The 21,069-nt window shown below is 62.8% G+C and carries 19 protein-coding genes; 9 read left to right on the plus strand and 10 right to left on the minus strand.

Features of this window, described 5'->3' with window-relative positions; all coding sequences use genetic code 11:
• Position 1 precedes the first annotated feature (1 nt).
• Positions 2-1,084: an ABC transporter ATP-binding protein gene (locus AC3WTO_RS27115; RefSeq protein ID WP_492463993.1), complete on the plus strand. Its 1,083-nt coding sequence runs from the start codon at positions 2-4 to the stop codon at positions 1,082-1,084.
• A gap of 205 nt (positions 1,085-1,289) precedes the next feature.
• Here AC3WTO_RS27115 and AC3WTO_RS27120 read toward each other — a convergent pair whose 3' ends face one another.
• The 3 genes from AC3WTO_RS27120 to AC3WTO_RS27130 form a co-directional block, all read right to left on the minus strand.
• Complete coding sequence (locus tag AC3WTO_RS27120; RefSeq protein ID WP_492464123.1) at positions 1,290-1,643, minus strand: DUF779 domain-containing protein; 354 nt, start codon at positions 1,641-1,643, stop codon at positions 1,290-1,292.
• 76 nt (positions 1,644-1,719) lie between these two features.
• The gene (gene adh, locus AC3WTO_RS27125; RefSeq protein WP_492463992.1) at positions 1,720-3,237 is read right to left on the minus strand and encodes an aldehyde dehydrogenase; all 1,518 of its coding nucleotides are present in this window, start codon (positions 3,235-3,237) and stop codon (positions 1,720-1,722) included.
• A gap of 183 nt (positions 3,238-3,420) precedes the next feature.
• The gene (locus AC3WTO_RS27130; protein ID WP_492463991.1) at positions 3,421-4,377 is read right to left on the minus strand and encodes a helix-turn-helix domain-containing protein; all 957 of its coding nucleotides are present in this window, start codon (positions 4,375-4,377) and stop codon (positions 3,421-3,423) included.
• 202 nt (positions 4,378-4,579) lie between these two features.
• Between AC3WTO_RS27130 and AC3WTO_RS27135 the strand changes: the two genes are divergently transcribed.
• Positions 4,580-5,098 (plus strand): DUF2478 domain-containing protein, encoded by a 519-nt coding sequence (locus AC3WTO_RS27135; RefSeq protein WP_492463990.1) that lies wholly within the window; start codon positions 4,580-4,582, stop codon positions 5,096-5,098.
• A gap of 14 nt (positions 5,099-5,112) precedes the next feature.
• On the opposite strand, the gene AC3WTO_RS27140 is transcribed toward AC3WTO_RS27135, so the two are convergent.
• Both AC3WTO_RS27140 and AC3WTO_RS27145 read right to left on the minus strand, forming a co-directional pair.
• Positions 5,113-6,078 (minus strand): methionyl-tRNA formyltransferase, encoded by a 966-nt coding sequence (locus AC3WTO_RS27140; protein ID WP_492463989.1) that lies wholly within the window; start codon positions 6,076-6,078, stop codon positions 5,113-5,115.
• A 99-nt stretch (positions 6,079-6,177) separates the two neighbouring features.
• Positions 6,178-7,635 (minus strand): aldehyde dehydrogenase family protein, encoded by a 1,458-nt coding sequence (locus AC3WTO_RS27145; protein ID WP_492463988.1) that lies wholly within the window; start codon positions 7,633-7,635, stop codon positions 6,178-6,180.
• Between the two features lie 233 nt (positions 7,636-7,868).
• Between AC3WTO_RS27145 and AC3WTO_RS27150 the strand changes: the two genes are divergently transcribed.
• The gene (locus AC3WTO_RS27150) at positions 7,869-8,945 is read left to right on the plus strand and encodes a substrate-binding domain-containing protein (protein ID WP_492463987.1); all 1,077 of its coding nucleotides are present in this window, start codon (positions 7,869-7,871) and stop codon (positions 8,943-8,945) included.
• Between the two features lie 110 nt (positions 8,946-9,055).
• On the opposite strand, the gene wrbA is transcribed toward AC3WTO_RS27150, so the two are convergent.
• Positions 9,056-9,655: an NAD(P)H:quinone oxidoreductase gene (wrbA, locus tag AC3WTO_RS27155; RefSeq protein WP_492463986.1), complete on the minus strand. Its 600-nt coding sequence runs from the start codon at positions 9,653-9,655 to the stop codon at positions 9,056-9,058.
• A gap of 337 nt (positions 9,656-9,992) precedes the next feature.
• On the opposite strand from wrbA, the gene AC3WTO_RS27160 reads away from it, so the two are divergent.
• From AC3WTO_RS27160 to AC3WTO_RS27170, 3 genes are read left to right on the plus strand one after another with little or no spacing between them, the layout of a single operon-like run.
• Positions 9,993-10,967 carry a VOC family protein gene (locus AC3WTO_RS27160; RefSeq protein WP_492463985.1) on the plus strand — a complete coding sequence of 325 codons (975 nt, stop codon included), beginning with the start codon at positions 9,993-9,995 and terminating at the stop codon, positions 10,965-10,967.
• Between the two features lie 6 nt (positions 10,968-10,973).
• Entirely contained in the window at positions 10,974-12,143 is a 1,170-nt protein-coding gene (locus tag AC3WTO_RS27165) for an iron-containing alcohol dehydrogenase (protein WP_492463984.1), read from the plus strand.
• 9 nt (positions 12,144-12,152) lie between these two features.
• Positions 12,153-13,580 carry an amidase gene (locus AC3WTO_RS27170; protein WP_492463983.1) on the plus strand — a complete coding sequence of 476 codons (1,428 nt, stop codon included), beginning with the start codon at positions 12,153-12,155 and terminating at the stop codon, positions 13,578-13,580.
• A 34-nt stretch (positions 13,581-13,614) separates the two neighbouring features.
• Here AC3WTO_RS27170 and AC3WTO_RS27175 read toward each other — a convergent pair whose 3' ends face one another.
• Positions 13,615-14,646 (minus strand): LysR family transcriptional regulator, encoded by a 1,032-nt coding sequence (locus AC3WTO_RS27175; protein ID WP_492463982.1) that lies wholly within the window; start codon positions 14,644-14,646, stop codon positions 13,615-13,617.
• Positions 14,647-14,680: 34 nt separating this feature from the next.
• Here AC3WTO_RS27175 and AC3WTO_RS27180 point away from each other — a divergent pair, with 34 nt between their 5' ends.
• Complete coding sequence (locus AC3WTO_RS27180) at positions 14,681-15,097, plus strand: AraC family ligand binding domain-containing protein (protein ID WP_492463981.1); 417 nt, start codon at positions 14,681-14,683, stop codon at positions 15,095-15,097.
• A 100-nt stretch (positions 15,098-15,197) separates the two neighbouring features.
• Positions 15,198-15,695 carry a nuclear transport factor 2 family protein gene (locus AC3WTO_RS27185; protein WP_492463980.1) on the plus strand — a complete coding sequence of 166 codons (498 nt, stop codon included), beginning with the start codon at positions 15,198-15,200 and terminating at the stop codon, positions 15,693-15,695.
• 64 nt (positions 15,696-15,759) lie between these two features.
• Here the strand turns inward: AC3WTO_RS27185 and AC3WTO_RS27190 are convergent, their stop codons facing one another.
• Genes AC3WTO_RS27190 through AC3WTO_RS27200 form a run of 3 tightly spaced genes read right to left on the minus strand, consistent with a single transcriptional unit; the run spans position 15,760 to position 18,672 of the window.
• Complete coding sequence (locus AC3WTO_RS27190; RefSeq protein WP_492464122.1) at positions 15,760-16,569, minus strand: ABC transporter ATP-binding protein; 810 nt, start codon at positions 16,567-16,569, stop codon at positions 15,760-15,762.
• Entirely contained in the window at positions 16,566-17,609 is a 1,044-nt protein-coding gene (locus AC3WTO_RS27195) for a FecCD family ABC transporter permease (protein ID WP_492463979.1), read from the minus strand. Before AC3WTO_RS27195 ends, AC3WTO_RS27190 begins: the two co-directional genes overlap by 4 nt.
• 1 nt (position 17,610) lies before the next feature.
• Positions 17,611-18,672, minus strand: a complete 1,062-nt coding sequence (locus AC3WTO_RS27200; RefSeq protein ID WP_492463978.1) for an iron ABC transporter substrate-binding protein — start codon at positions 18,670-18,672, stop codon at positions 17,611-17,613.
• Positions 18,673-18,900: 228 nt separating this feature from the next.
• On the opposite strand from AC3WTO_RS27200, the gene AC3WTO_RS27205 reads away from it, so the two are divergent.
• Complete coding sequence (locus AC3WTO_RS27205; RefSeq protein ID WP_492463977.1) at positions 18,901-21,066, plus strand: TonB-dependent receptor plug domain-containing protein; 2,166 nt, start codon at positions 18,901-18,903, stop codon at positions 21,064-21,066.
• The last annotated feature ends 3 nt before the right edge of the window (positions 21,067-21,069 follow it).

The raw sequence follows: 21,069 nt of genomic DNA on the forward strand, positions 1-21,069 counted from the left end.
GATGTCGGCCATCGTCTGTTCCCACATTGCCAAAGCCTATGGCACGACCTCGGTCATCCAGGACTTCAACCTGGAGATCAACGATCATGAATTCGTCGTCTTCCTCGGGCCTTCGGGCTGCGGAAAATCGACCTTGCTGCGCATGCTCGCCGGCCTGGAGCAGATCAGTGGCGGCGAACTCAGCATCGACGGGCGCGTCGTCAACGAGGTGGAGCCACGCGAACGCGGCATCGCCATGGTCTTCCAGAACTACGCGCTCTACCCACACATGACGATCTTCGACAACATCGCGTTCGGCCTCCGACGGCTGAAAGTGCCCTTCAAGGAGATCGAGCAGCGGGTGGGAGCTGTCTCGGCAACACTCGGCCTCGGCCCCTATCTGAACCGCAAGCCTTCGGAACTGTCGGGCGGACAGCAGCAGCGCGTGGCGATAGCCAGGGCGATGATCAAGACGCCGAAGGTGTTCCTGTTCGACGAGCCCCTGTCCAATCTGGATGCCAAGCTGCGCAACCATATGCGCGTGGAAATCGCAAAGCTGCACCAGAGCCTGAAGACGACGACCGTCTATGTGACGCACGACCAGCTCGAAGCTATGACCCTGGCGGACCGCATCGTGCTGATGCGATCCGGGCAGATCGATCAGGTGGCGACCCCGGAGGAGATCTACGAGCGCCCGCGCACGCAATTCGTTGCCGGTTTCATCGGCACGCCGGCCATGAACTTCCTGGATGTCACGGTGCGGAAGACGGACGGCTGGCGGCTGGACATCGCGGAATATGGTTTCGCGATCTCCGGCCATGTATTCCGGCTGCAGGACGGGACGCAGGCCGTGCTCGGTATCCGCCCCGCGGATTTCTCGCTCGGCAGCAACGCCAAGGCTGCGATCTCGCTCTCCGGCAAGGTCACGCTCGCCGAATTCCATGGCAACGACGCCTTGATTTCTGTGCCGTTCGGCTCCGGAGAGGTAACCGCGATCGTTCCGTCGGCGGCGCGCATCCGCGTCGGTGACGACGTCACCCTCACCGCGACGGAAGAGCGTCTGCATCTTTTTGACAAGGCAAGCGGAGAGACCTTGCGCGCATAGCTTGGGAGATGGGCCGCATGGTGCGGATGCACGGTCGCGACGGCAGGAGAGCGACCATCAGTTTGGCCAGTGCCAGCCGCTGCTGCCTGCTGGCAATGCCGCTCGACGCCTGCCGTGGTGGGGGCACCGTGACAGGTTCGAGATCGGCAGGCACTGGCCAAAGCCCTGTCTCAGGCTGCGACGCCGACAAGAAGCCGGCAACGCATCAATTCACCTGGCGCTGCGGCACATCGCACAGCGTCGAGCGCGTCAGGAAGCGTTTCTCGCGTCCGTTGTCGAGCGAGAACATGCCGCCACGTCCGGGCACGACATCGATGACCAGATCGGTGTGTCTCCAGGCGCCAAACTGGGATTCGCTGATGTAGACCGGCGTATCGCCGATGGTGCCGAGCAGAACATCGCGGTCGCCGACGATGAACTCGCCGCGCGGGTAACACATGGGCGATGAGCCATCACAACAGCCGCCCGATTGGTGGAAGAGCACCGGCCCATGATCGGCGATGATCTGATCCAGCAATTCGACCGCCTCGGGCGTGGCGGTGACCTTGTCCTGCGAGATCTTGTCCAATATCGGCTCCCGTCGGCGCGAGCAGCGTGGCGAAGACCGCCACGCTGCCATTGCGACCCGTTGCAGCTCAGAAGAAGCCGAGCTTCTTCGGGCTGTAGCTGACCAGCATGTTCTTGGTCTGCTGGTAGTGATCGAGCATCATCTTGTGGTTCTCGCGGCCGATGCCCGACTGCTTGTAGCCGCCGAACGCCGCATGCGCCGGATAGGCGTGATAGCAGTTGGTCCAGACGCGGCCGGCCTGGATCGCCCGGCCGAAGCGATAGGCGCGGGTGCCGTCGCGGGTCCATACGCCGGCGCCTAGGCCATAGAGCGTATCGTTGGCGATGCTCAATGCCTCGTCTTCATCCCTGAAGGTGGTGACGGCCACCACCGGACCGAAGATCTCCTCCTGGAAGATGCGCATCTTGTTGCTGCCCTTGAACACCGTCGGCTTGACGTAGTAGCCGCCGGCAAGGTCCCCGGGCAGGTCGTTGCGCTCGCCGCCGGTCAGCACGTCAGCCCCTTCCTTCTTGCCGATATCGAGATAGGACAGGATCTTCTCGAGCTGTTCGGAGGAAGCCTGCGCGCCAATCATGGTCGCCGGGTCGAGCGGGTCGCCCTGCACGATCGCCTCGACGCGCCGGATCGCCTTTTCCATGAACCGGTCATAGATCTTCTCATGGACCAGGGCGCGACTCGGACAGGTGCAGACCTCGCCCTGGTTGAGCGCGAACATGACAAAACCCTCGATCGCCTTGTCGAGGAAGTCGTCGTCTTCGGCCGCGACGTCCTGGAAGAAGATGTTCGGCGATTTGCCCCCGAGCTCGAGCGTCACCGGGATGAGGTTCTGCGAGGCATATTGCATGATCAGGCGGCCGGTGGTCGTCTCGCCGGTGAAGGCGATCTTGGCGATGCGCGGGTTGGACGCCAGCGGCTTGCCGGCTTCGAGGCCGAAACCGCTGACGACGTTGACCACGCCCGGCGGCAGGATATCGGCGATCAGTTCCAGCAGCACGTGGATCGAGGCGGGCGTCTGCTCGGCCGGTTTCAGCACCACGCAATTGCCGGCGGCAAGCGCAGGCGCCAGTTTCCACACCGCCATCAGGATCGGGAAATTCCACGGGATGATCTGGCCGACGACGCCGAGCGGTTCATGGAAATGATAGGCGACGGTGTCGTGGTCGATCTCCGAGATCGATCCTTCCTGGGCGCGCACGGCCGCGGCGAAATAGCGGAAGTGATCGATGGCGAGCGGGATGTCGGCGGCGGTGGACTCGCGGATGGGCTTGCCATTGTCCCAGGTCTCGGCGAGCGCCAGCGTGGCGAGGTTCTCTTCCATCCTGTCGGCGATGCGGTTGAGCAGCAGCGCCCGCTCGGCGACGCTCGTCCTGCCCCAGGCATCCCTGGCCTTGTGCGCGGCATCGAGCGCCGCCTCGACATCGACTGAATCGGAGCGGGCGATTTCGCACAGCACACGGCCGTTCACCGGCGACGTGTTCTCGAAGTACCTGCCTGACTTCGGCGCCACATATTGGCCGCCGATGAAGTTGTCATATTTTTTGGCGAACGGCGCTTTTGCCGAACGGTGAAATTCCACCTTGTTCATCGCATCCTCCCAGATGTGTGGACACCGCAAGCCGCGGCTGATGGGAGTGTTGCCGCTGTATGGCTGCTTGTCAGCGCGTCGCAGCAAGAGAGCTCTGCAAGGTGTCGCAGAACTGCGACAGGTTCCCGAGCCTGAATGCGCCAGGGCAACAAAAGTGCGCTGCGGTTTTTCGCCGGGTATGCGCTAGCGCGACATCTCCAGCCTGTTGAGCTTTCGATGCAAGGTCGCGCGACTGACGCCCAGCAGCCGTGCTGCCGCGGCGACATTGCCGTCGGAGCGCGCGAGCGCGCGCTGCAGCACCGCCCGCTCCGCCTCGCGCAGCTCACCGCCACCGAGCTCCCGCTTTCCGAGCAGGTCGCCGGCCGGCAGCGGCTTCGCGAGCTGGTCGGATGTCAGGCCGAGCGATACGCGTGCCGCCCGCGTTGCCCCGATCACGAGATCGTCGCGGTCGATGGCCAGCAGGCCGCCGGCATGCTTGTCCTGCGCCGGCGCAAGCAGGATGCGCGCCTCGGGAAACATCAGCCTGAAATGGTCCGCCTCGATGCGGCGTGCGGCATCCGCCACCGCCATCGAAATCAGGCTGACGAAACCCTCGGTGAGGTCGGCCCGGCACGATGACACGTCGAGCGCGGCGGCAAGATTGCCCTCGTGATCGAAGATCGGCGCCGTGGTGCAGGACAACGCAGTGTTGCGATCAAGGAAATGTTGGTCGGCATGAATGGTCAGAGTGCGCTGCTCGACGATGCAGGTGCCGATGCCGTTGGTGCCTTCGGCATCTTCGCTCCAGACCGTGCCGGTCCACAGGCCCCAGGTCTCGAATGTGGTGTCGTCACCGGCCGCGCCGCGCCGATCCACCGGAATGCCGTTGGTATCGGCAAGCAGGACACAGCAGCCGACGCCGCCGACGGCGAGGTAGAGCCGGTCGAGGCTGGCCTGGGCGGTTCGTATCAAGGGCTCGATGCGCTGGCGCGCCGTGCGCAATTCGGTGCTGGTGAGCCTGAGCGGCGGCTTGTGTTCGGCGGGATCGAGGCGATGAAGCGACGCGGAACGCTGCCACGATGCCACAAGCGCGGACCTCGCCGCATCGCTGGACCTGATGGCTGCCTGAACCTTGTCGGCATGCCGGGCGTATGCATGCATCGGCTTCTCCAGACGTCGTCTTTCGTGCCTCTGGGAAATGCTCGCTAGCTATCTGGGAATATAACGGTCAGAATGGCGGCGACACAAGCAAGCTGCCATAGGATCGCGGCAAACGCTCATTGCCATTTCGTATGAGATGGCCGCGATCGGCACAGGATCAGCAAGGATGGCCAGGATTTCTTCTCGTTATGAACAGCCGACCATGAACGAAACCAGCAACATCGCCTTTCTGACCACAACGGAAGGACAGGATTGGCAAGCCGGCCTCCTCGAAGCGGCGGCCAGATGGCGAAAGGCCGGCAGCGCGGTCGTCGGCGTGCTTTCCGCCGTTCCCGATGCCCAGGGCTCCTGTCGTGTCGGGCATCTGCGCGACATCGCTTCCGGCCGGAAATTCTCCATCCAGCTCGACAATCCGCCGCAAGGAACGAACTGCCATCTCGACACAGCCGGCATGGACGCCGCCTGCCAGTTCCTGCTTTCCCAGATCAGCACGGCCGATGTCGTCATCCTCAGCAAGTTCGGGAAAACGGAAATCATGCAGCATGGCTTGTGGGCAGCTTTCGTGACCGCCGCCGAAGCCGGCAAGCCGATCATCACCACGGTCTCGCCCAGGCAGCGCGATGCCTGGCTGGCGTTCGCGCCGGGGGCATTCGAACTGGCGCCCGATGGCCATTCGATCGACCAGTGGTGGCAGGCCGCAAGGTCACACCTGGCGGCCTGATCTGAAAAAGTGGACTACTCGCCAGCGGCTGCCTGCAACTGCCGTGCCTCGGATTCAAGGCGATCGCCCACTGAAAGCCCGTGCGATTTCGCAAAGGCCGCAGCCGAGAGTTTCTGGCCGGCCTCGGTACGGACCTTGCCGAGTTCGATCGTTCCACCCTGGACGGTGACATGCACGGTCTGTTCGCCGATCGCGGCGATCTCGCCGGGCTTGCCCTGGACGTCACCGAACCGGCGCACCGGATGCTTGCGGCTTTCGAACAGCCTCACCTTCTCGCCGAAAACAGTCGTCCAGGCGCCCGGCGCGGGATCACAGCCACGGATGAGATTGTGGATGGCGTCCAGATGCGCGTTCCAACTGATCCTGGCCTCGGCGTCGCGGCACCAGCCTTCATAGGAAGCGGCATCCTCGACCTGGACCACCTCGGTGTGGCGGCCGGCGACAACAAGGTCCGCCGCTTCCAGCATGGCTTCGACGCCGAGCGGGAAAAGCCGGTCGAAATAGACGGTTCCAAGCGTGTCGTTTTCACCGATCTCGACGGTTTTCTGCAGGATCACCGGTCCCTCGTCCAGCCCGTCGGTCGGCCGGAAAATGGTAAGGCCGGTGCGGCTGTCGCCCTTGATGATCGGCCAGTTGATCGAGCTGGGACCGCGATAGGCCGGCAGCAGCGATGGATGATACTGGATGGTGCCGTGCCTGGGGATGTTGACGAAGTCCTGCGGCGCAAACTGCAGCACATAGGCCATCACGGCCAGATCGACATCGAGCGCACGCAGCGCGCCCTCGGCAGCCTGGCTCTTCAGGTTCGGAAGCTGGAAAAGCCGCAGGCCGCGCTCTTCGGCCGCGACCCGCAAGGGGTCCGGGCGAGCACCCGGCTTCTCGGGCGCGCAGAAGACGCCGGCCACGTCGTCGCCGCGCGCCAGGAATGCCTCCAGGACGCTCTTGCCGAAAGCCTGCTGGCCAATGATTGCGATACGCATGATGCCTCCTCGAAATTGGCAAAGACCGTCCGTGCCCTCGCCCGCGGCGGGAGCCGATCCTCGACTGCTGATGGAAAGCCGGCGGCGCCGGCGCGAAACTCAACGTCCGGTGTTGATCCAGATCACCTTGGGTTCGGTGAAATTGTCGATGGCAGCCTCGCCATGTTCACGGCCGAAGCCGGAATCGCGCGCGCCGCCCCAGGGCAGGCGAATGTCGGTCGGGCCATAGGTATTGACCCAGACGGTGCCGGCCTTCAGCCGCTTCGTGAAACGATGCGCGCGCGCGATGTCGCCGGTCCAGACACCAGCGGCAAGGCTGTAGGCCGTTCCGTTGGCGATCCGCAGCGCGTCCTCGTCGTCCTTGAACGGGATGACGGCTGCCACGGGCCCGAAGATCTCTTCCTGCGAGATGCGCATGTCGTGGCGCACACCGGCAAAGACGGTCGGCTCCACGAAATAGCCGGTCGATCCATGCCTTGCGCCCCCGGCGATCACGGAAGCGCCTTCATTGCGGCCGATCTCGATGTAGTTCAGCACACGGTTCATCTGGGTTTCCGACACCAGCGGGCCCATCGCCGTCGACGTTTCGAGCGGGTCGCCGACGCGGATCGATTGCGCCCGCGCAGCCAGCCGTTCCACCACCTCGTCGTGGATGCTCTCATGCACCAGGATACGCGACCCTGCCGAGCACACCTGACCGGTGTTGAAGAAGATGCCCGAGCCTGCCGCCTTGACCGCGGTATCGACATCGCCATCCGGGAAGATGATGTTGGCCGACTTGCCGCCAAGTTCCAGCGTCACCCGCTTGAGGTTGCCGGCGGCGCCCTGAAGGATCTGCCTGCCGACGACCGGAGAACCGGTGAAAGTGACCTTGTCGACGTCCGGATGATCGACCAGTGCCTGGCCAGCCACCTTGCCGAAGCCGGGCACCACGTTGAGCACACCGACAGGGAAGCCCGCCTCCAAGGCGAGGTCGCCTATCTTGAGCGCCGTGAGCGGTGTGAGTTCGGCAGGCTTGAGCACCACGGTGCAGCCACAGGCCAGCGCCGGAGCGATCTTCCACATCCCGATCATGAGCGGGAAATTCCAGGGGATGATGGCACCGACAACGCCAAGAGGCTCGCGTACCGTATAGGTCAGCGCATCGGGCCGTGCCGGGATCACCTGGCCGTTGATCTTGTCGGCCATGCCGGCATAGTAGGTCAGCGTGTCCAGCACGGCCGGCAGGTCCTGCCGCGCGATCGCGGAAACCGGCTTGCCTGAATCGAGACTTTCCATGCGGACAAGTTCGGCTTCATCCCGCCGGATGAGCTCCGCGAGCTTGAGCAGCAGCGCGCCCCGCTCTGATGCCTTCATCTGGCCCCATGGTCCTTCGAAGGCAGCGCGCGCCGAACGCACGGCGACGTCGACATCTTCCACGCCGGCCTCGGCAACTTTGCCCAGCACCTCACCGGTCGCCGGGTTCAGTGTCTCGAAGGTGCGCCCTGAAAGAGCGGCGACGCGACGCCCGTCAATCAGAAGCCTATGTGTATCGCCCGCGATGACCCGGTCCAGCACATCTTCCTCACAAATATGAAATTGAGTTCATATCTATCGTGCACGACCACGACCTGATTGGTCGTTATCACCACGATCATGAAACTATTTTCATTGTAATTTTGAGGGAATATGAAATCTTCTGCCGAAAGACCGGCAGAGATATATGATCGGCAAGGCCTATCTTCTGCTGGCAAGATATGAAGAGAAATTCATATCTTTGAAAACAGAGACCGGTGAGCCATGGAGGAGGCATGATCCAGATCGAGATCGAACCCGTATGGCGTTTCAGCAAACGCGAAGGGAACCGCTCGCTGCAGATCATGCTGGATTTCCTGGCCGAAATTCATGCTACCGGAAAGATCACCGCTGCGGCCGACAAGGCAGAGGTTTCATACCGCCACGCCTGGAACCTGATCGAGAAATGGTCGGACTTCTTCGAGATGCCGCTGGTGGTGCGCAAGCAAGGCAGCGGAACCAGGCTGACACCGTTCGGTGAGAAGCTGGTCTGGGCGGGACAGCGGCTCGAGGCCCGGCTGAGGCCCCTGCTGCAGAACCTGTCGCAGGAACTCGAGACCGAAATCAACCAGATGCTGCCGAATGGCCCGCTGGTGCTGCGTGTCCATGCCAGCCATGGTTTCGCGGTGCCGAAGCTGCGCGAGCTGCTCAGCCGCGAGCCGGGCCTCGACGTCGACTTTCGCTATGTCAGCAACCAGAACTCGCTCGTCTCATTGTCCCATGGCGGTTGCGACCTTGCCGGCATGCACCTGCCCCAGGGCGATTTGCGAAAACGGGCGATCGCCGTCAGCAAGGGTTGGCTGAACCCGAGCGTTCACCGTGTCATCGGCTTTGTCACCCGGGAGATCGGCCTGATCGTGGCGCGCGGCAATCCCCTCGGGATCACGACGGTGGAACGCCTGCTCGACCCGCAGATCCGTTTCGTCAATCGCGATCCGGATTCCGGCACGCGGCAGCTGTTCGAATTGCTGCTCGCCCAGCACCAGCTCGATGGAACCCGCATCAACGGCTATGAACATGCCGAGTTCACCCATGCCGCCGTGGCCGCCTATGTGGCATCCGGGATGGCTGATGTCGCCTTCGGCGTGGAGGCGGCTGCTCGAAAGTTCGATCTGGGTTTCGTTCGCCTGTTGACCGAGGACTATTTCTTCGTCTGCCGCAAGGACATCCTCGAAGTCGAGGCAGTCAGGCGTATCCTGAAGGTCATGCAGGGCCGTGACTTCCACAGCGCCATTTCGCTCGTGCCTGGCTACAGCGTCAGGGACCCCGGCGTCATCAAGACGATCGCCGAGGTGTTCCGCAGGTCGGAATAGCCGACAAGCTGAGCCAAGGCTGCAAGATAAACCTCCGTCAACGGCATATCGGCGAAGGTTGGACCGTGGTGGACGCGACATGCAGATTGCATGCTTCTGCCTTGATTGCTTCACCGGCTCAACTTCAAAGCGATATCCGCGACATGGCGTCCCTGAAATCGCGCGCCTTCGAGTTCGATACGCGACGGCAGCCGGCTGTCATCATTGCCGGACAGCGTGGAGGCTCCGTAAGAAGAGCCGCCGACAATCTCGTCCATGTTGGTGAGGCCGGGATAACTGTAGGGCAGGCCGACCACGACCATTCCAAGATGCAGCAGCACGGTGTGGAAACTCAGGATGGTGGCTTCCTGGCCTCCATGCTGAGAAGCGGTGGATGTGAAAACGGCGCCTGCTTTTCCAACCAGCCTGTTCTCGAACCAGAGCCCGCCTGTCTGATCCAGGAAGTTCTTCATCTGCGACGCCATCATGCCATAGCGCGTCGGCGTTCCGAATATGATGGCATCGTATTCGGGAAGTTCGTCCACCGTGGCGATCGGGGCCGATTGATCAAGACGATACCCGGCGCTCTGCGCAATCGCTTGCGGCACCAGTTCCGGCACACGCTTTACCACGACCTCGGCGCCCGCCGCGCGAACACCTTCCGAAATAGCCAGTGCCATCGTCTCGACGTGACCATAGGCTGAATAATAAAGGACCAGAACTTTTGCCATCAGGCTCTCCCATGTAAGCCAGCGGCATGTACTGTGTTGCGTAACATCAGTGTATGGGCTGCTTTCGCATATACGTGTTTCCATTTCCGCAACAGACGACTGCTTCCGCAACGCCCCTGCCGGCCCCGTTCCCCGGATGGCAACACGGTTTTGCTTGGAGACGCGATTGTGCGGAGTGCCGGGCAGCCTTTTAATCCGGCGATCGTCGCCAGGGCGTCGAAACACGCAAACAAAAAAGCGCGCATGACAACGGGCATGCATTCCGCATGAGCGGGCACGCTCGGCTGGAAGCATCCTGCCTGTCATGCCGTCATCATCAACAACAATGGAGGAGCAAATGGCCTTGCATGCACCTGTGCGTGGCTACCATCACGTGACGTTTTGTGTTGGCAGCGCTCAAGAGGATCATGATTTCCACGTGAAGACACTGGGACTGCGGCTGGGAAAGAAGACCGTTCTCTTTGATGGGCAGGAACCCATCTATCACCTGTATTACGGCAACGGTCTCGGCGAGGAAGGTACTATCCTGACGTCCTTCCCGATGAGCTGGCGTCCTCGTGGCCGGCGCGGCTCCGGTCAGGTCTGCACCATCACTCTCTCGACCCCCACAGGAAGCCTGGCCTACTGGGAAAAACGGCTCGTCGACCATGGCTACGTCACGCAGCGTCGGCAGCGTTTCGGAGAAACGCGCATCGTCTTCGATCATCCCGCCGACATAGAATTCGAGATCATGGAGACCGCCGCCGCCGGGCCCGTCCCATGGACAGGTGCAGGCGTGCCGGCCGATGTGGCAATTCGGGAAATCGGCGCAGTAACGGTTTCGGCCCGCGACCTTCCGGAATTCGATATCTTCCTGAAAGACGGCATGGGCTTCGTCCATGCCGCATCCGACGGACGTAATCATCGTTATGTCTTCGGCGACGGCTCCGCCGGCAGGGTGCTGGAGGTGCTGCATGAACCGGACCTGCCTCAGGGTACCTGGACTTTTGCGCAAGGTGTCGTCCACCACATCGCCTTCGACATGGGTGATCGCGAAACGCAGCAGGACCTCAAGGTCCACCTGGAAGGTCTGGGTTTCACCGACGTTTCCGAGCCGAAAGACCGCAACTATTTCACGTCGGTCTACTTCCGCACTCCTGCCGGCGTGCTGTTCGAAGCGGCTGTAACCAACGAAGGCGGCTGGTTGAAGGACGAACCCATCGAAACCCTGGGCAACGAGACCCTGCTTCCACCATGGCTGGAAGGTGAGCGGGAGAGGATCATTCCTCGCCTCGAACCCATAAATGCCGGCCTGGCAGCGTTGGCAGACTAGCCCGTGATGCGCACGTCGCCCATCACCGACCCGCAGTCCTCAGAACATGACGCTGCAGGCCTGATCGGGGGTCGCTACCAGGCTCTGCCGTTAAAGGCAGTGGTCTGGGGCGAAGGCAGTCGCACGCGTCTCGGCGTGGAACTCGACCGCCTTGGGAAAAACCGCGCCCTCGTCATCACCACCAGAAGCCTGCAGACGGAAGGCAGGCTTCTACAGGAGTTGACCGGAATTCTCGATCGCCGGTTTTGCGGGCTGGGGAAGACAGTCCCCGCCCATGTTCCACTGGCCTCCGTTCTGGCCATCGCCGAGCAGGTGCGTCAGGACAACATCGATGCGATCATCGCTTTTGGCGGAGGAAGCGTGATCGATGCAGCGAAGGCCGCCGTGCATGTCCTTGCGGATGGAACGGGCCGTCATCCTCTCATCGCCGCTGTTCCGACAACGCTTTCCGGCGCCGAGTTTTCCCATTTCTTCGGCGTAACGGAAGAAGGTTCGCACGGCGTGTTCAAACGCAGTTTCGCGTGTGTGGCGGCAACGCCGGCGCTTGTCGTGCTCGACCCGGCTGTCACCGAGGCAACCCCGGAGGCGCTCTGGTCCAGCTCCGCGATAAAGGCTCTGGACCATGCAATCGAAGGCCTCGTCTTTTCACCGGCTGCGCCGGTGACGGACGTGGTGGCTCTTGCCGGGATCCGTCGGATGACCCGAGTGCTATCGTCGTCCGACCGGTACAGTTCCCGCCTGCGAATGGAGGCCCAACTCGCTGCCTGGAGCTGTTTTTTCGCAGCCGCCAACATGCAATTCGGGCTCAGTCACCGGATCGGGCATGTGCTTGGCGGGTCATTCCGGATCGCGCACAGTCTCACCTCCGGCGTCACGCTCGCGCCAGTCCTGGATGCCTTTGCGACGCTGGAACCGGTGCGCCTTCGCATGGTGGCCAATGCACTTCACTCCGCTGACAGGAACGATGGCAGCGAGCAAGCTGGCGACGCGGCGGCCAGACTGCGCGACCTCGTCGCCGGATTGCGATTGCCGACGCGGCTGAGAGAACTGGGGCTTGGACGCACGGACGTGCAACAGGTCGCGACACGGGTCGCGGAGCAATACCCCGATGCCGCGGAACGTCTGGGTCCGGCCTGGCGCCGGGATCTCATGCGGCTGATTGAAACTATGTACTAGGAATAAGAAATGTCTTCGGAACTCCATGCATCAGCACTCGAACTGATCGACCAATTTCGGGCCGGCAGCCTGTCGCCCGTCGAAGTGATCCAGGCCACGGGGCGGCGGATCGACAGCATCAATCCAGACATCAACGCCCTGACGACGCTTTGCCTCGATCGGGCATACGAGGAGGCTCGGGCCTCCGAGAGGCGCTACCAGCAAGGCGCCCCGCTTCCGCTCGATGGCGTCCCCTTCGTTGCGAAGGATCTGCTGGACACAGCCGGCGTCCGCACGACCTACGGCGCCCTTCACTTCTCCAACCACCTGCCATTGGCGGATGCCGTGGCGGTCGAGCGTCTTCGGTCTGCCGGTGCGATCCTGGTCGGCAAGTCCGCGACGCATGAGTTTGGCTGGGGCATCACCACCACGGGTTTGCTTCATGGGCCGACCCGCAACCCGTGGAATCTCGACCGCGTGCCAGGCGGTTCCAGTGGCGGATCGGCAGCGGCGCTTGCCGCGGGTTTCGTCCCAATCGCAATCGGCTCGGATACCGCCGGTTCCATTCGCATTCCTTCGGCCTTTTGCGGCACGGCAGGCCTTAAGCCGACGCGCGCTCGCGTGCCTGTCGGCGGAGCGATCGCGCTTGCCCCGAGCCTCGACCACATCGGACCGATGGCCCGCGCGCCGTCCGACCTGCCAATCGTGCTTGCGGCGCTCGACGGCAGACTGGCTCAGCCGGCTCCGGATTTTTCCCGCCACGACCCAGGCGATCTGCGGGGCCTGCGCATCGGCGTCATTCACGATCTCGACATGGTGCAACTGGCGCCCGACCATGCAGCGGTGTTCGAGCGGGCGCTGGACGGTTTGAGGATGCTCGGCGCGGAGGTTGTCGAAGCCTCGTGGCCGTTCCCCGAGACAAGAGACCCCTATGCGATTCTGGCACCGATCGTCCTGACCGAAGCCCGCAACTATCATGAGAACGTGCTTCGAACCTTCCCCGAGCGCCGAGAGGAATACAGCAAGGCCGTTCTGGACCGGCTGGAGCTCGCCGGCAGCATTCTTGCCTTGGCCTACCTCGAAGCCGTTGAGATGCGCGCGAATTTCCGTGCCGGCATGGACCGGATCTTGTCACGGGTGGATATGATCGTCAGTCCTGTCTCGGCTGGTTCCGCGGCGCCGATCGGGCAGGACTACGTCGATCATTGCGGTTCGGCAGTGGAATTTCGCAAACTTGTGATGACCTATACCGCGCCGCAGAGCCTGTCAGGTCTTCCGTCCTGTGCTGTTCGTGCCGGTTTTGATGCAGCCGGCTTGCCGATAGGAATCCAGTTCACCGGCCCGGCATGGGCCGATGATCGGGTTTTGTGGCTGGCCAGGACATTCTCAGCAGGCGATCCCGGCTTGCTGCACCGCTGGCCTGCCGTGCCGCCCCAGGCCCGGTCGCCGCTTCCCTGAAACGGTGAAACGACACAATCGAGCCTGCCGGCCGTCAGACAAAGATACGCTGAAAATGACCGGCCAGATGCTCGACCACTGCCCGTGCACGCCCGGAAAGGCGTGAACTCGACGGGAACAGGGCAAACAAGCCTGCCTCCGGCAATGCAAAGTCTTCGAGGACCGGAATGAGCCGGCCTTGGGCAACATCCTGTCGAACGACAAAGCTCGGCAACCCCACCAGTCCCCGGCCAGCGATTGCCGCCGTCAACAGCGCATTGCCGTCATTGGTACGCAGCCGGTGTTTGGCGCGGATGGCTCTCCACCCGCCGTCCATGGCAAAACGCCATTGGTCAGCGGGATTCATATTGGTATAAGCCAGGCATTCGTGATGCTGGAGATCGTCCGGCACAATAGGTCGGCCTTTTCGTGCCAGATATTCGGGGCTGCAGACGACGGTGCGGCGTACCGTGCCAAGTCGTCTGGAAACCATTGCCGAATCCTTCAGGTCACCGATGCGGACGGCGAGATCAAAACCACCTGCAACGATGTCGGTGTAGCGGTCGTTCAGATCGAGATCGATCTCCAGGCCGTCGTGCTGTTCCATCATCTCCATCAGGGCCGGCAGGACGTGGAGTGTTCCAAGGTTTGTCGGCGCGGTCATGCGCACAAGACCGCGAATGGCGGTGGCACCGGCCCCGACGACGTCCATGGCTTCATCGATGTCCTCCAGTGTCTTGCGCGCACGTTCCTGGAAGCCCGTGCCGAGTTCGGTCAGGATAACCGCGTGAGTGGTGCGGCTCACGAGCATTGCACCCAGGCTGCGCTCGAGCGCGCTCAAGCGTCGGCTGACCACTGATTTTGAAATGCCAAGACGCTCGGCAGCCCTGGTGAAGCTTCCGGTTTCGGCAACGTGCAGAAACGCTTCCAGTTCTTCCAGGCTCGGGCGCATATCCCTGCTCTTCTTTCTGTTGCTGATTATGCAACGCCATCTTCCCATTACGGGAAGTACCGTCATATTATGCAACAGATAGATTCCCGACTGCAAGGGGCTGGCGCAGATACCCGTTTTGCGACGGGTGCGCATCTCCGACATCAACCGAACGCGGGAGGATACCTTGATGAAAAAACGACTGCTGCAGATTGGCTCTGCGATTGGACTCACCGTTCTGGCAGCGGCCGCCGCCGCCAGCGGACCTTCGGTAACCATCAAAAAATTCGGCATAGCCGATGCGCCGCTGACCAGACTTTATCCCGACAAGCCGATCGAACTCGGCGACGTCATCGACAAGTTGTCCGACAGCACCATGACGGTTGGCTATGGACGCTACAAGTCCGGCGAGTCCAACGAATGGACCGTCACCTATGACGAGGCGCTCATCATCACACGAGGCAAATTCACCGTCGTCAACAACGGAACCGAATACACGGCCTCACCCGGCGAGGTGATCTACCTGAAGACCGGAACTCCCGTGCTTTATCGGGCCGATGAAGATGTCGAACTCGTCTACGTAACCCACCCCCATTGGCGCCAATAGGTTCCAGGGCCTGACAGGCGCGCAGCGGCAATCAGCCACGTTTCGCCCCTGCGCGCTCATCAAGGCGGCCGTGCAACCAGAGATCGAAGGGGGAGCTTTCATGGATACGGTACAGCCGATGAATGACGGACAACGCAAGCTCGTTGTCCTGGAATATTTCCATTCGATCGATCGCGGTCATACGTCAGACGGCCGACCTTTTCTGAACCTCTTCGCCGAGGATGCACGGGTTTTCTTCCCAAAATGGGGGATTGCGTCGGGCCGGACCGAGATCGGCCGGCTGTTCGAAGACATCGGCTCGACGCTACATCGAATTCGCCATCACACCGACGAATTGAACTGGATATTTTCCGGCTCCGAAACGCTGGTCGTCGAGGGTAGCACCAGTGGCGAACATCGCGACGGTGCCTGGAAAGCCGACCAGCCAATCTGGGGCACTGGACGGTTCTGTGATGTCTTCGAGATCCGAAATTTCCTGATCGGGCGATGTTTCATCTATCTCGATCCTGACTACGCAGGACGGGACACCGCCCGCTATCGCTGGATCAAGACTGACGAACAAAGGCGCAGCTCAAGGTCGCCCTATGCCGGTCTGTAGCCAAGACGCCGCAGCGGCGGTCGCCGATGGCCGCAGGCACTTCAGCCAGGGAAGCGGGCTGAATTCACGGCTTCCAGCGTGCGCCTCCCACGCGCGCAGCGCGCTGCAAGACAGGCACGCAAACCTGCTGCTCGATCCCGGCAAGGCGCGCAACGGCGACGTCCACGCCATAGAGCCTGGTGAGCGCCTCGGGTGTCAGCACCGCATCGGGCGGTCCCGACGCGACAATCGTGCCAGCGCTCATCAGAGCGACGGTATCGGCGCAGGCGAAGGCGTGGCCGGGCTCATGCGTCGACAGCACGACGGCGATGCCCTCGCCGGCCAGGGCCAGGATCTGGTCGAGGATGCGCGCCTGGTTGCCGAAATCGAGACTGGCCGTCGGCTCGTCCATGACGATCATGGCGGGGCGCTGCGCCAGCGCCCTCGCGACCAGAGTCATCTGGCGCTCGCCGCCGCTGATCGCTGTATAGGGATGGTCGCCCAGATGCGCGATGCCGAGCCGGGTCAGCGTGTCGTGCACGATCGCCCGGTCGCCGGCCGATGGCCTGTCGAAAGTGCCGATCCGGCTGGCACGTCCCATCAGGACGACGTCGAAGACGCTGAAGGGAAAATGCGCTGCCGTGGCCTGCGGCACGTAAGCGACACGCTGCGCGAAATGCCGGCGCGACAGGCTGGAGACAGCGATGCCATCCAGTTCCAGCCGCCCGCCAAGCGCTGGCAGCAGACCGAGCACGGTCTTGAACAGGGTGGTCTTGCCGCAGCCGTTCGGCCCGAGCAGGCAGAACACTTCACCCGCCGAAACCGAAAAGCTGGCACCGCTGCCGACGCGCTTTCCCGGATAGCCGAAGGCCAGGTCGACAGCGCTCAGCATCAGCCCCAGCCCCTTGCCGACTTCACCAGCAGCCAGAGGAAGAATGGAGCGCCAACGGCTGCCGTCAGGATGCCCAGGGGAATTTCGATGCTGGCGGCATTGCGCGCCAGCGTGTCCATGAGCACCAGATAACCTGCCCCCAGCAGCAGGCTGGCCGGCAGCAGCCGCGTGAAATCTGGACCGACGAGCGCGCGCGCCAGATGTGGCACCAGCAATCCGATCCAGCCGACGATGCCGGAGACGGAGACGGCAGCCGACGTCATCAGCGTGGCGGCAACGATCAGGACCAGCCGGATCCTTCCCGTTTCAACGCCCAGCGCCCGCGCCTCTTCATCGTCGAGCGTCATCAGGTTCATGCGCCAGCGCAGCAGCACCATCGGGATGAGGCCGACCACCATCACCGGCAGGATCGAGATGAGATCGCCGCGGGTGACGCTGGCAAGACTGCCGAGCAGCCAGAAGGTGATGGCGGGCAACTGGTTGTAAGGATCGGCCAGCACCTTGAGCAGCGAGATGCAGGCGCCCAGCAGGGCCCCGATCGCAATGCCTGCCAGCACCAGCATCAGCATCGGATCGCGCCCGCGTGCCGCGCTGCCGATGCCATAGACAAGCGCTACCGCGGCCAGCCCGCCGGCGAACGACAGGCCCTGCACGGCAAGCACCGGCAGCGAAAAGAAGATGCCGCAGATGGCGCCGAGGCTGGAGCCGGCGGAGACGCCCAGAATGTCGGGGGAGACCAGCGGATTGCGGAACAGCCCCTGATACACCGCCCCGCTGACGGCGAGTGCGGCCCCGACCAGAAGTCCGCACAGGACACGCGGCAGACGTACGTTCCACACCACCGTATCGACGATCGTCGGCAGGCCGCTTTCCGTACCTGCCAGCCTTGCCGCGACGACCCGGAAAGCCTCTGGCAGGCTGACGCCGTACTGGCCGAAGGAAAGCGCGGCCACCACCACCAGGATCAGCGCCACGCACGCGGCGATCCAGCCGGCCGTACCCTTGCCGGCCGCCCTGACGGCGGCTGCTGGAGATTGCGTCATCTTATGGTTTTGGTCGGGCATCCGCGAGCAAGGCATCCAGCTGCTGGTCGGTCAGCTCGACATGGTAGAACGATTTGTAGAAGGAGCGCACGGTTGCCGCCAGGTCGCCCGACGATTTGCCGGGATAAAGAACCGAGACCAGCCACGGCACGCCGACAAGCCGGTTGATGCCGGGCGGAGAATCGAACCAGCCGAACGGCACAGTGGGGGTCTGGTAGACACGGCCTTTCTGCACCGCCCCGATGCCTGCCCAGGAGGGATCCTCGACAAGGGACGCCCGGGCGTCGGCGTTGAGTGTCAGGATCACGTCCGGGTTCCAGGCCAGGATCTGTTCCAGGGAGACGTTTGCCAGGCTGCCCTTGCCGGCTGCGTCGGCGACACTGTGCGCCCCGACCGCACCGAGGATCTCGGTGGTGATCGATCCGGCCAGCCCGGTTTCCAGCCCCTTCGGGCCGCGCCCGTAGTAGACTTTCGGGCGCTCGTTCGCCGGGACGGTGGCCAGCAGCGCATCGATGTCCTTCAGCGTGGTTTCGGCATAGGCGGCAAGCTCCTCGCCACGCTGCGGCACGCCCAGCAGCTCGGCGGTCTTGCGCAGCGTTTCCGCCGACTTGGCGAAGGAGCCGTCGATCAGGATGTAGGGAATGCCGGTCTGCTCCTGCACCCGGTCCGCAAGCGACGCATAGGTCGCATCGACCGTGCCGACATCGATGATGATGTCCGGCTTCAGCGACAGCACCAGTTCCAGATTGGCGGTGTTGCCCTTGCCGGTCAGCCGGCCATAGGCAGGCAGGTCCCTGTAGGGTGCGGCCAGGAATTGCTTTTCCGCAGCACTCGGCTCGCGCACCCAGCCCACCATCTTGTCGGGCGCCAGCACGTACAACAGCACGGAGGCCGGCGGTCCCGCAGCCAGAACGCGCTCGACGCGCTCGGGCAGCGTGACGGAACGCCCCGCGGAATCGACGACGGTGCGGCCCGCGGCCTGCGCCGATGCCACTGCCGCAAGGCCGAGGCATAGAAGCAGAAACGCCTGCGCGAGCCGTGCCAGAAATCCCCGTCGATTCATTGCTGTCCCCCCTCTTCGAAACCAGCACGATTGTTATGTCTGTTCTGACATATCGGTCAAGGAAGGGGATTGCTGGCCTATCGCAATAAACTGTTTAACGCAGACCGTCGCCTTGACGGGATGCGTGTTCTTTGTATTTGTCCGTATATTACGACTACAAATTGGGAGGACGACCTGTCGTCACGTTGGCGGCAGGCCCGTCCGGTCGGGGCCTTGAGGGGGATTTTCATGAAGCGACTTTCGTCGACGACTTTGCTCGTCCTTTTGACAACCACTGCGGCACTGCCCGTTGCCTATGCGCAGCAAAGCGGAGTTGCCGAGCAGAAAAAGGACACTGCACCGGCAACGCCAGCCCGCACGGCCGCATCTCCGGTCTTCGAGCTGGGCGAGATCGTCGTTTATGGCGCCGCCGCCGGCACCTCCTCCGACATTGGCGGCCAGTCGGTGTCGCGCAGCGTCGTGACGGCGAAGGACATCCACAAGAGCAACCGCAACACGCTCGATGATGCGCTGGCAGCCACGCCGGGTGTCGAGGTCTCCAACACCGGCGGCAGCCGCAACGAAAGGCTGATCTATGTGCGCGGCTTCGACCGTTTCCAGGTGCCGCTCTACATCGACGGCGTGCGCGTCTATCTGCCGGCCGACAACCGCCTCGACTACGGACGCTTCCTGACGCCGGACCTCTCCGAGATCCAGGTGCAGAAGGGTTACGTCTCGGTGCTGAGCGGCCCCGGCGGCATGGGCGGCGCCATCAACCTCGTCACCAGAAAGCCGACCAAGGAATTCGAAGGCGAGCTGCGCACCGGCGTCGACATCGGCAACACCGGTGATCTTTCCGCCTTCACGACATCCGGCTGGGTCGGAACCAAGCAGGAGAAATTCTATCTCCAGGCCGGCGGATCGTTCCGCAACAGCGATGGCTGGTTCCTGCCGCAGGGCTTCAATCCGGCCCCGGTCGGCATCGGCGGGCCGGTCGAGGATGGCGGTCGCCGCGACTTCTCCAACGTGCGCGACTGGCGTGCCAACTTCAAGCTCGGCTATACGCCGAACGAGACCGACGAATACGTCATCAGCTACACCAAGCAGCAGGGCGAGAAAGCCGCGCCCTACAGCATCTACGAGCCGGTGCGCGGCATCACGCGCACGCCGCTGCCGGCGGGTGCTGCCTATCAGCGCGACTGGGAATGGCCGCGCTGGGATATCGGCTCGCTGGCTTTCTATTCGCACACGCAGCTGGGCGATGAGTCCTACGTAAAGACCAAGGCCTACTACAACACCTTCTACAATCTGTTGTCGGCTTATGACGACTCCACCTTCACCAGCCAGAAGCAGGCGCGCGCCTTCAACAGCTACTATGACGACAGCGCCTACGGCGTCAGCGTCGAGGCCGGCACCGAACTGATCCCGATGAACACGCTCAAGGGCGCCGTTCACTACCGCCGCGACGACCATACCAACTGGGATCACAACCAGCCGGGCGCTTCAGCCTTCGTCGACCCGAAGCAGACCAAGCTGGAGGACACCTGGTCGGTGGCGGTCGAAGACACGTTCCACGCCACCGAGAGCTTGGATTTCGTCGGCGGCATCAGCTACGACAGGAACAAACTGGTCAAGGCGCAGAAATACGACGCAGCCAGCAAGAAGATGTCCGAATACCCGCATGGCGGCAGCTCGGCCTTCAACTGGCAGGGAGCGGCGATCTACCGCTACAGCGACGCTTCGGAGTTCCACGCCAGCATCTCCTCGCGCACCCGCTTCCCGACGCTTTTCGACCGGTTCAGCACCCGCTTCGGCGACGCCTTGCCGAACCCTGACCTGAGCCCCGAACGTGCGGTGAACTACGAACTCGGCTGGACCGGCAGACCGACCGAAACGCTGAAGATCGGCGGCTCGGTGTTCTACAGCGACGTCTCCGACGTGATCCAGTCGGTGAGCATCGGCGGCGGCAAGGTGCAGAGCCAGAACATCGGCGATGGCCAGTATTACGGCGCGGAAGTCTACGGCGAATGGGATGTGCTTTCCAACCTGACCGTCGGCGCCAGCTACACCTATCTCAAGCGCAAGCTGGTCGATCCGGTCCGGCCCGGGCTCAAGCCGATCGGCACGCCGGAGCACAGCGCCTACCTCTATGCCGACTGGGTGCCGTTCGAACAGTTCACCGTGTCCCCCAACGTCGCCATCTACAGCTCGCGCTGGTCGACGGACCGGCTGGAGACGGCGTTCTTCGAAACCAAGGGCTTCGCGCTGGTCAATCTCAACATGAACTACAAGCTGAACGACAATTTCGAGTTCGACTTCGGCGTGAGAAACATCTTCGACAAGAACTACCAGCTCGCCTACGGCTTCCCTGAACAGGGCCGTACCTTCTACCTGAACTCGGCGATGCGGTTCTGACCG

The organism is Mesorhizobium sp. EU05-FHT14A09 (genome assembly GCF_058790995.1).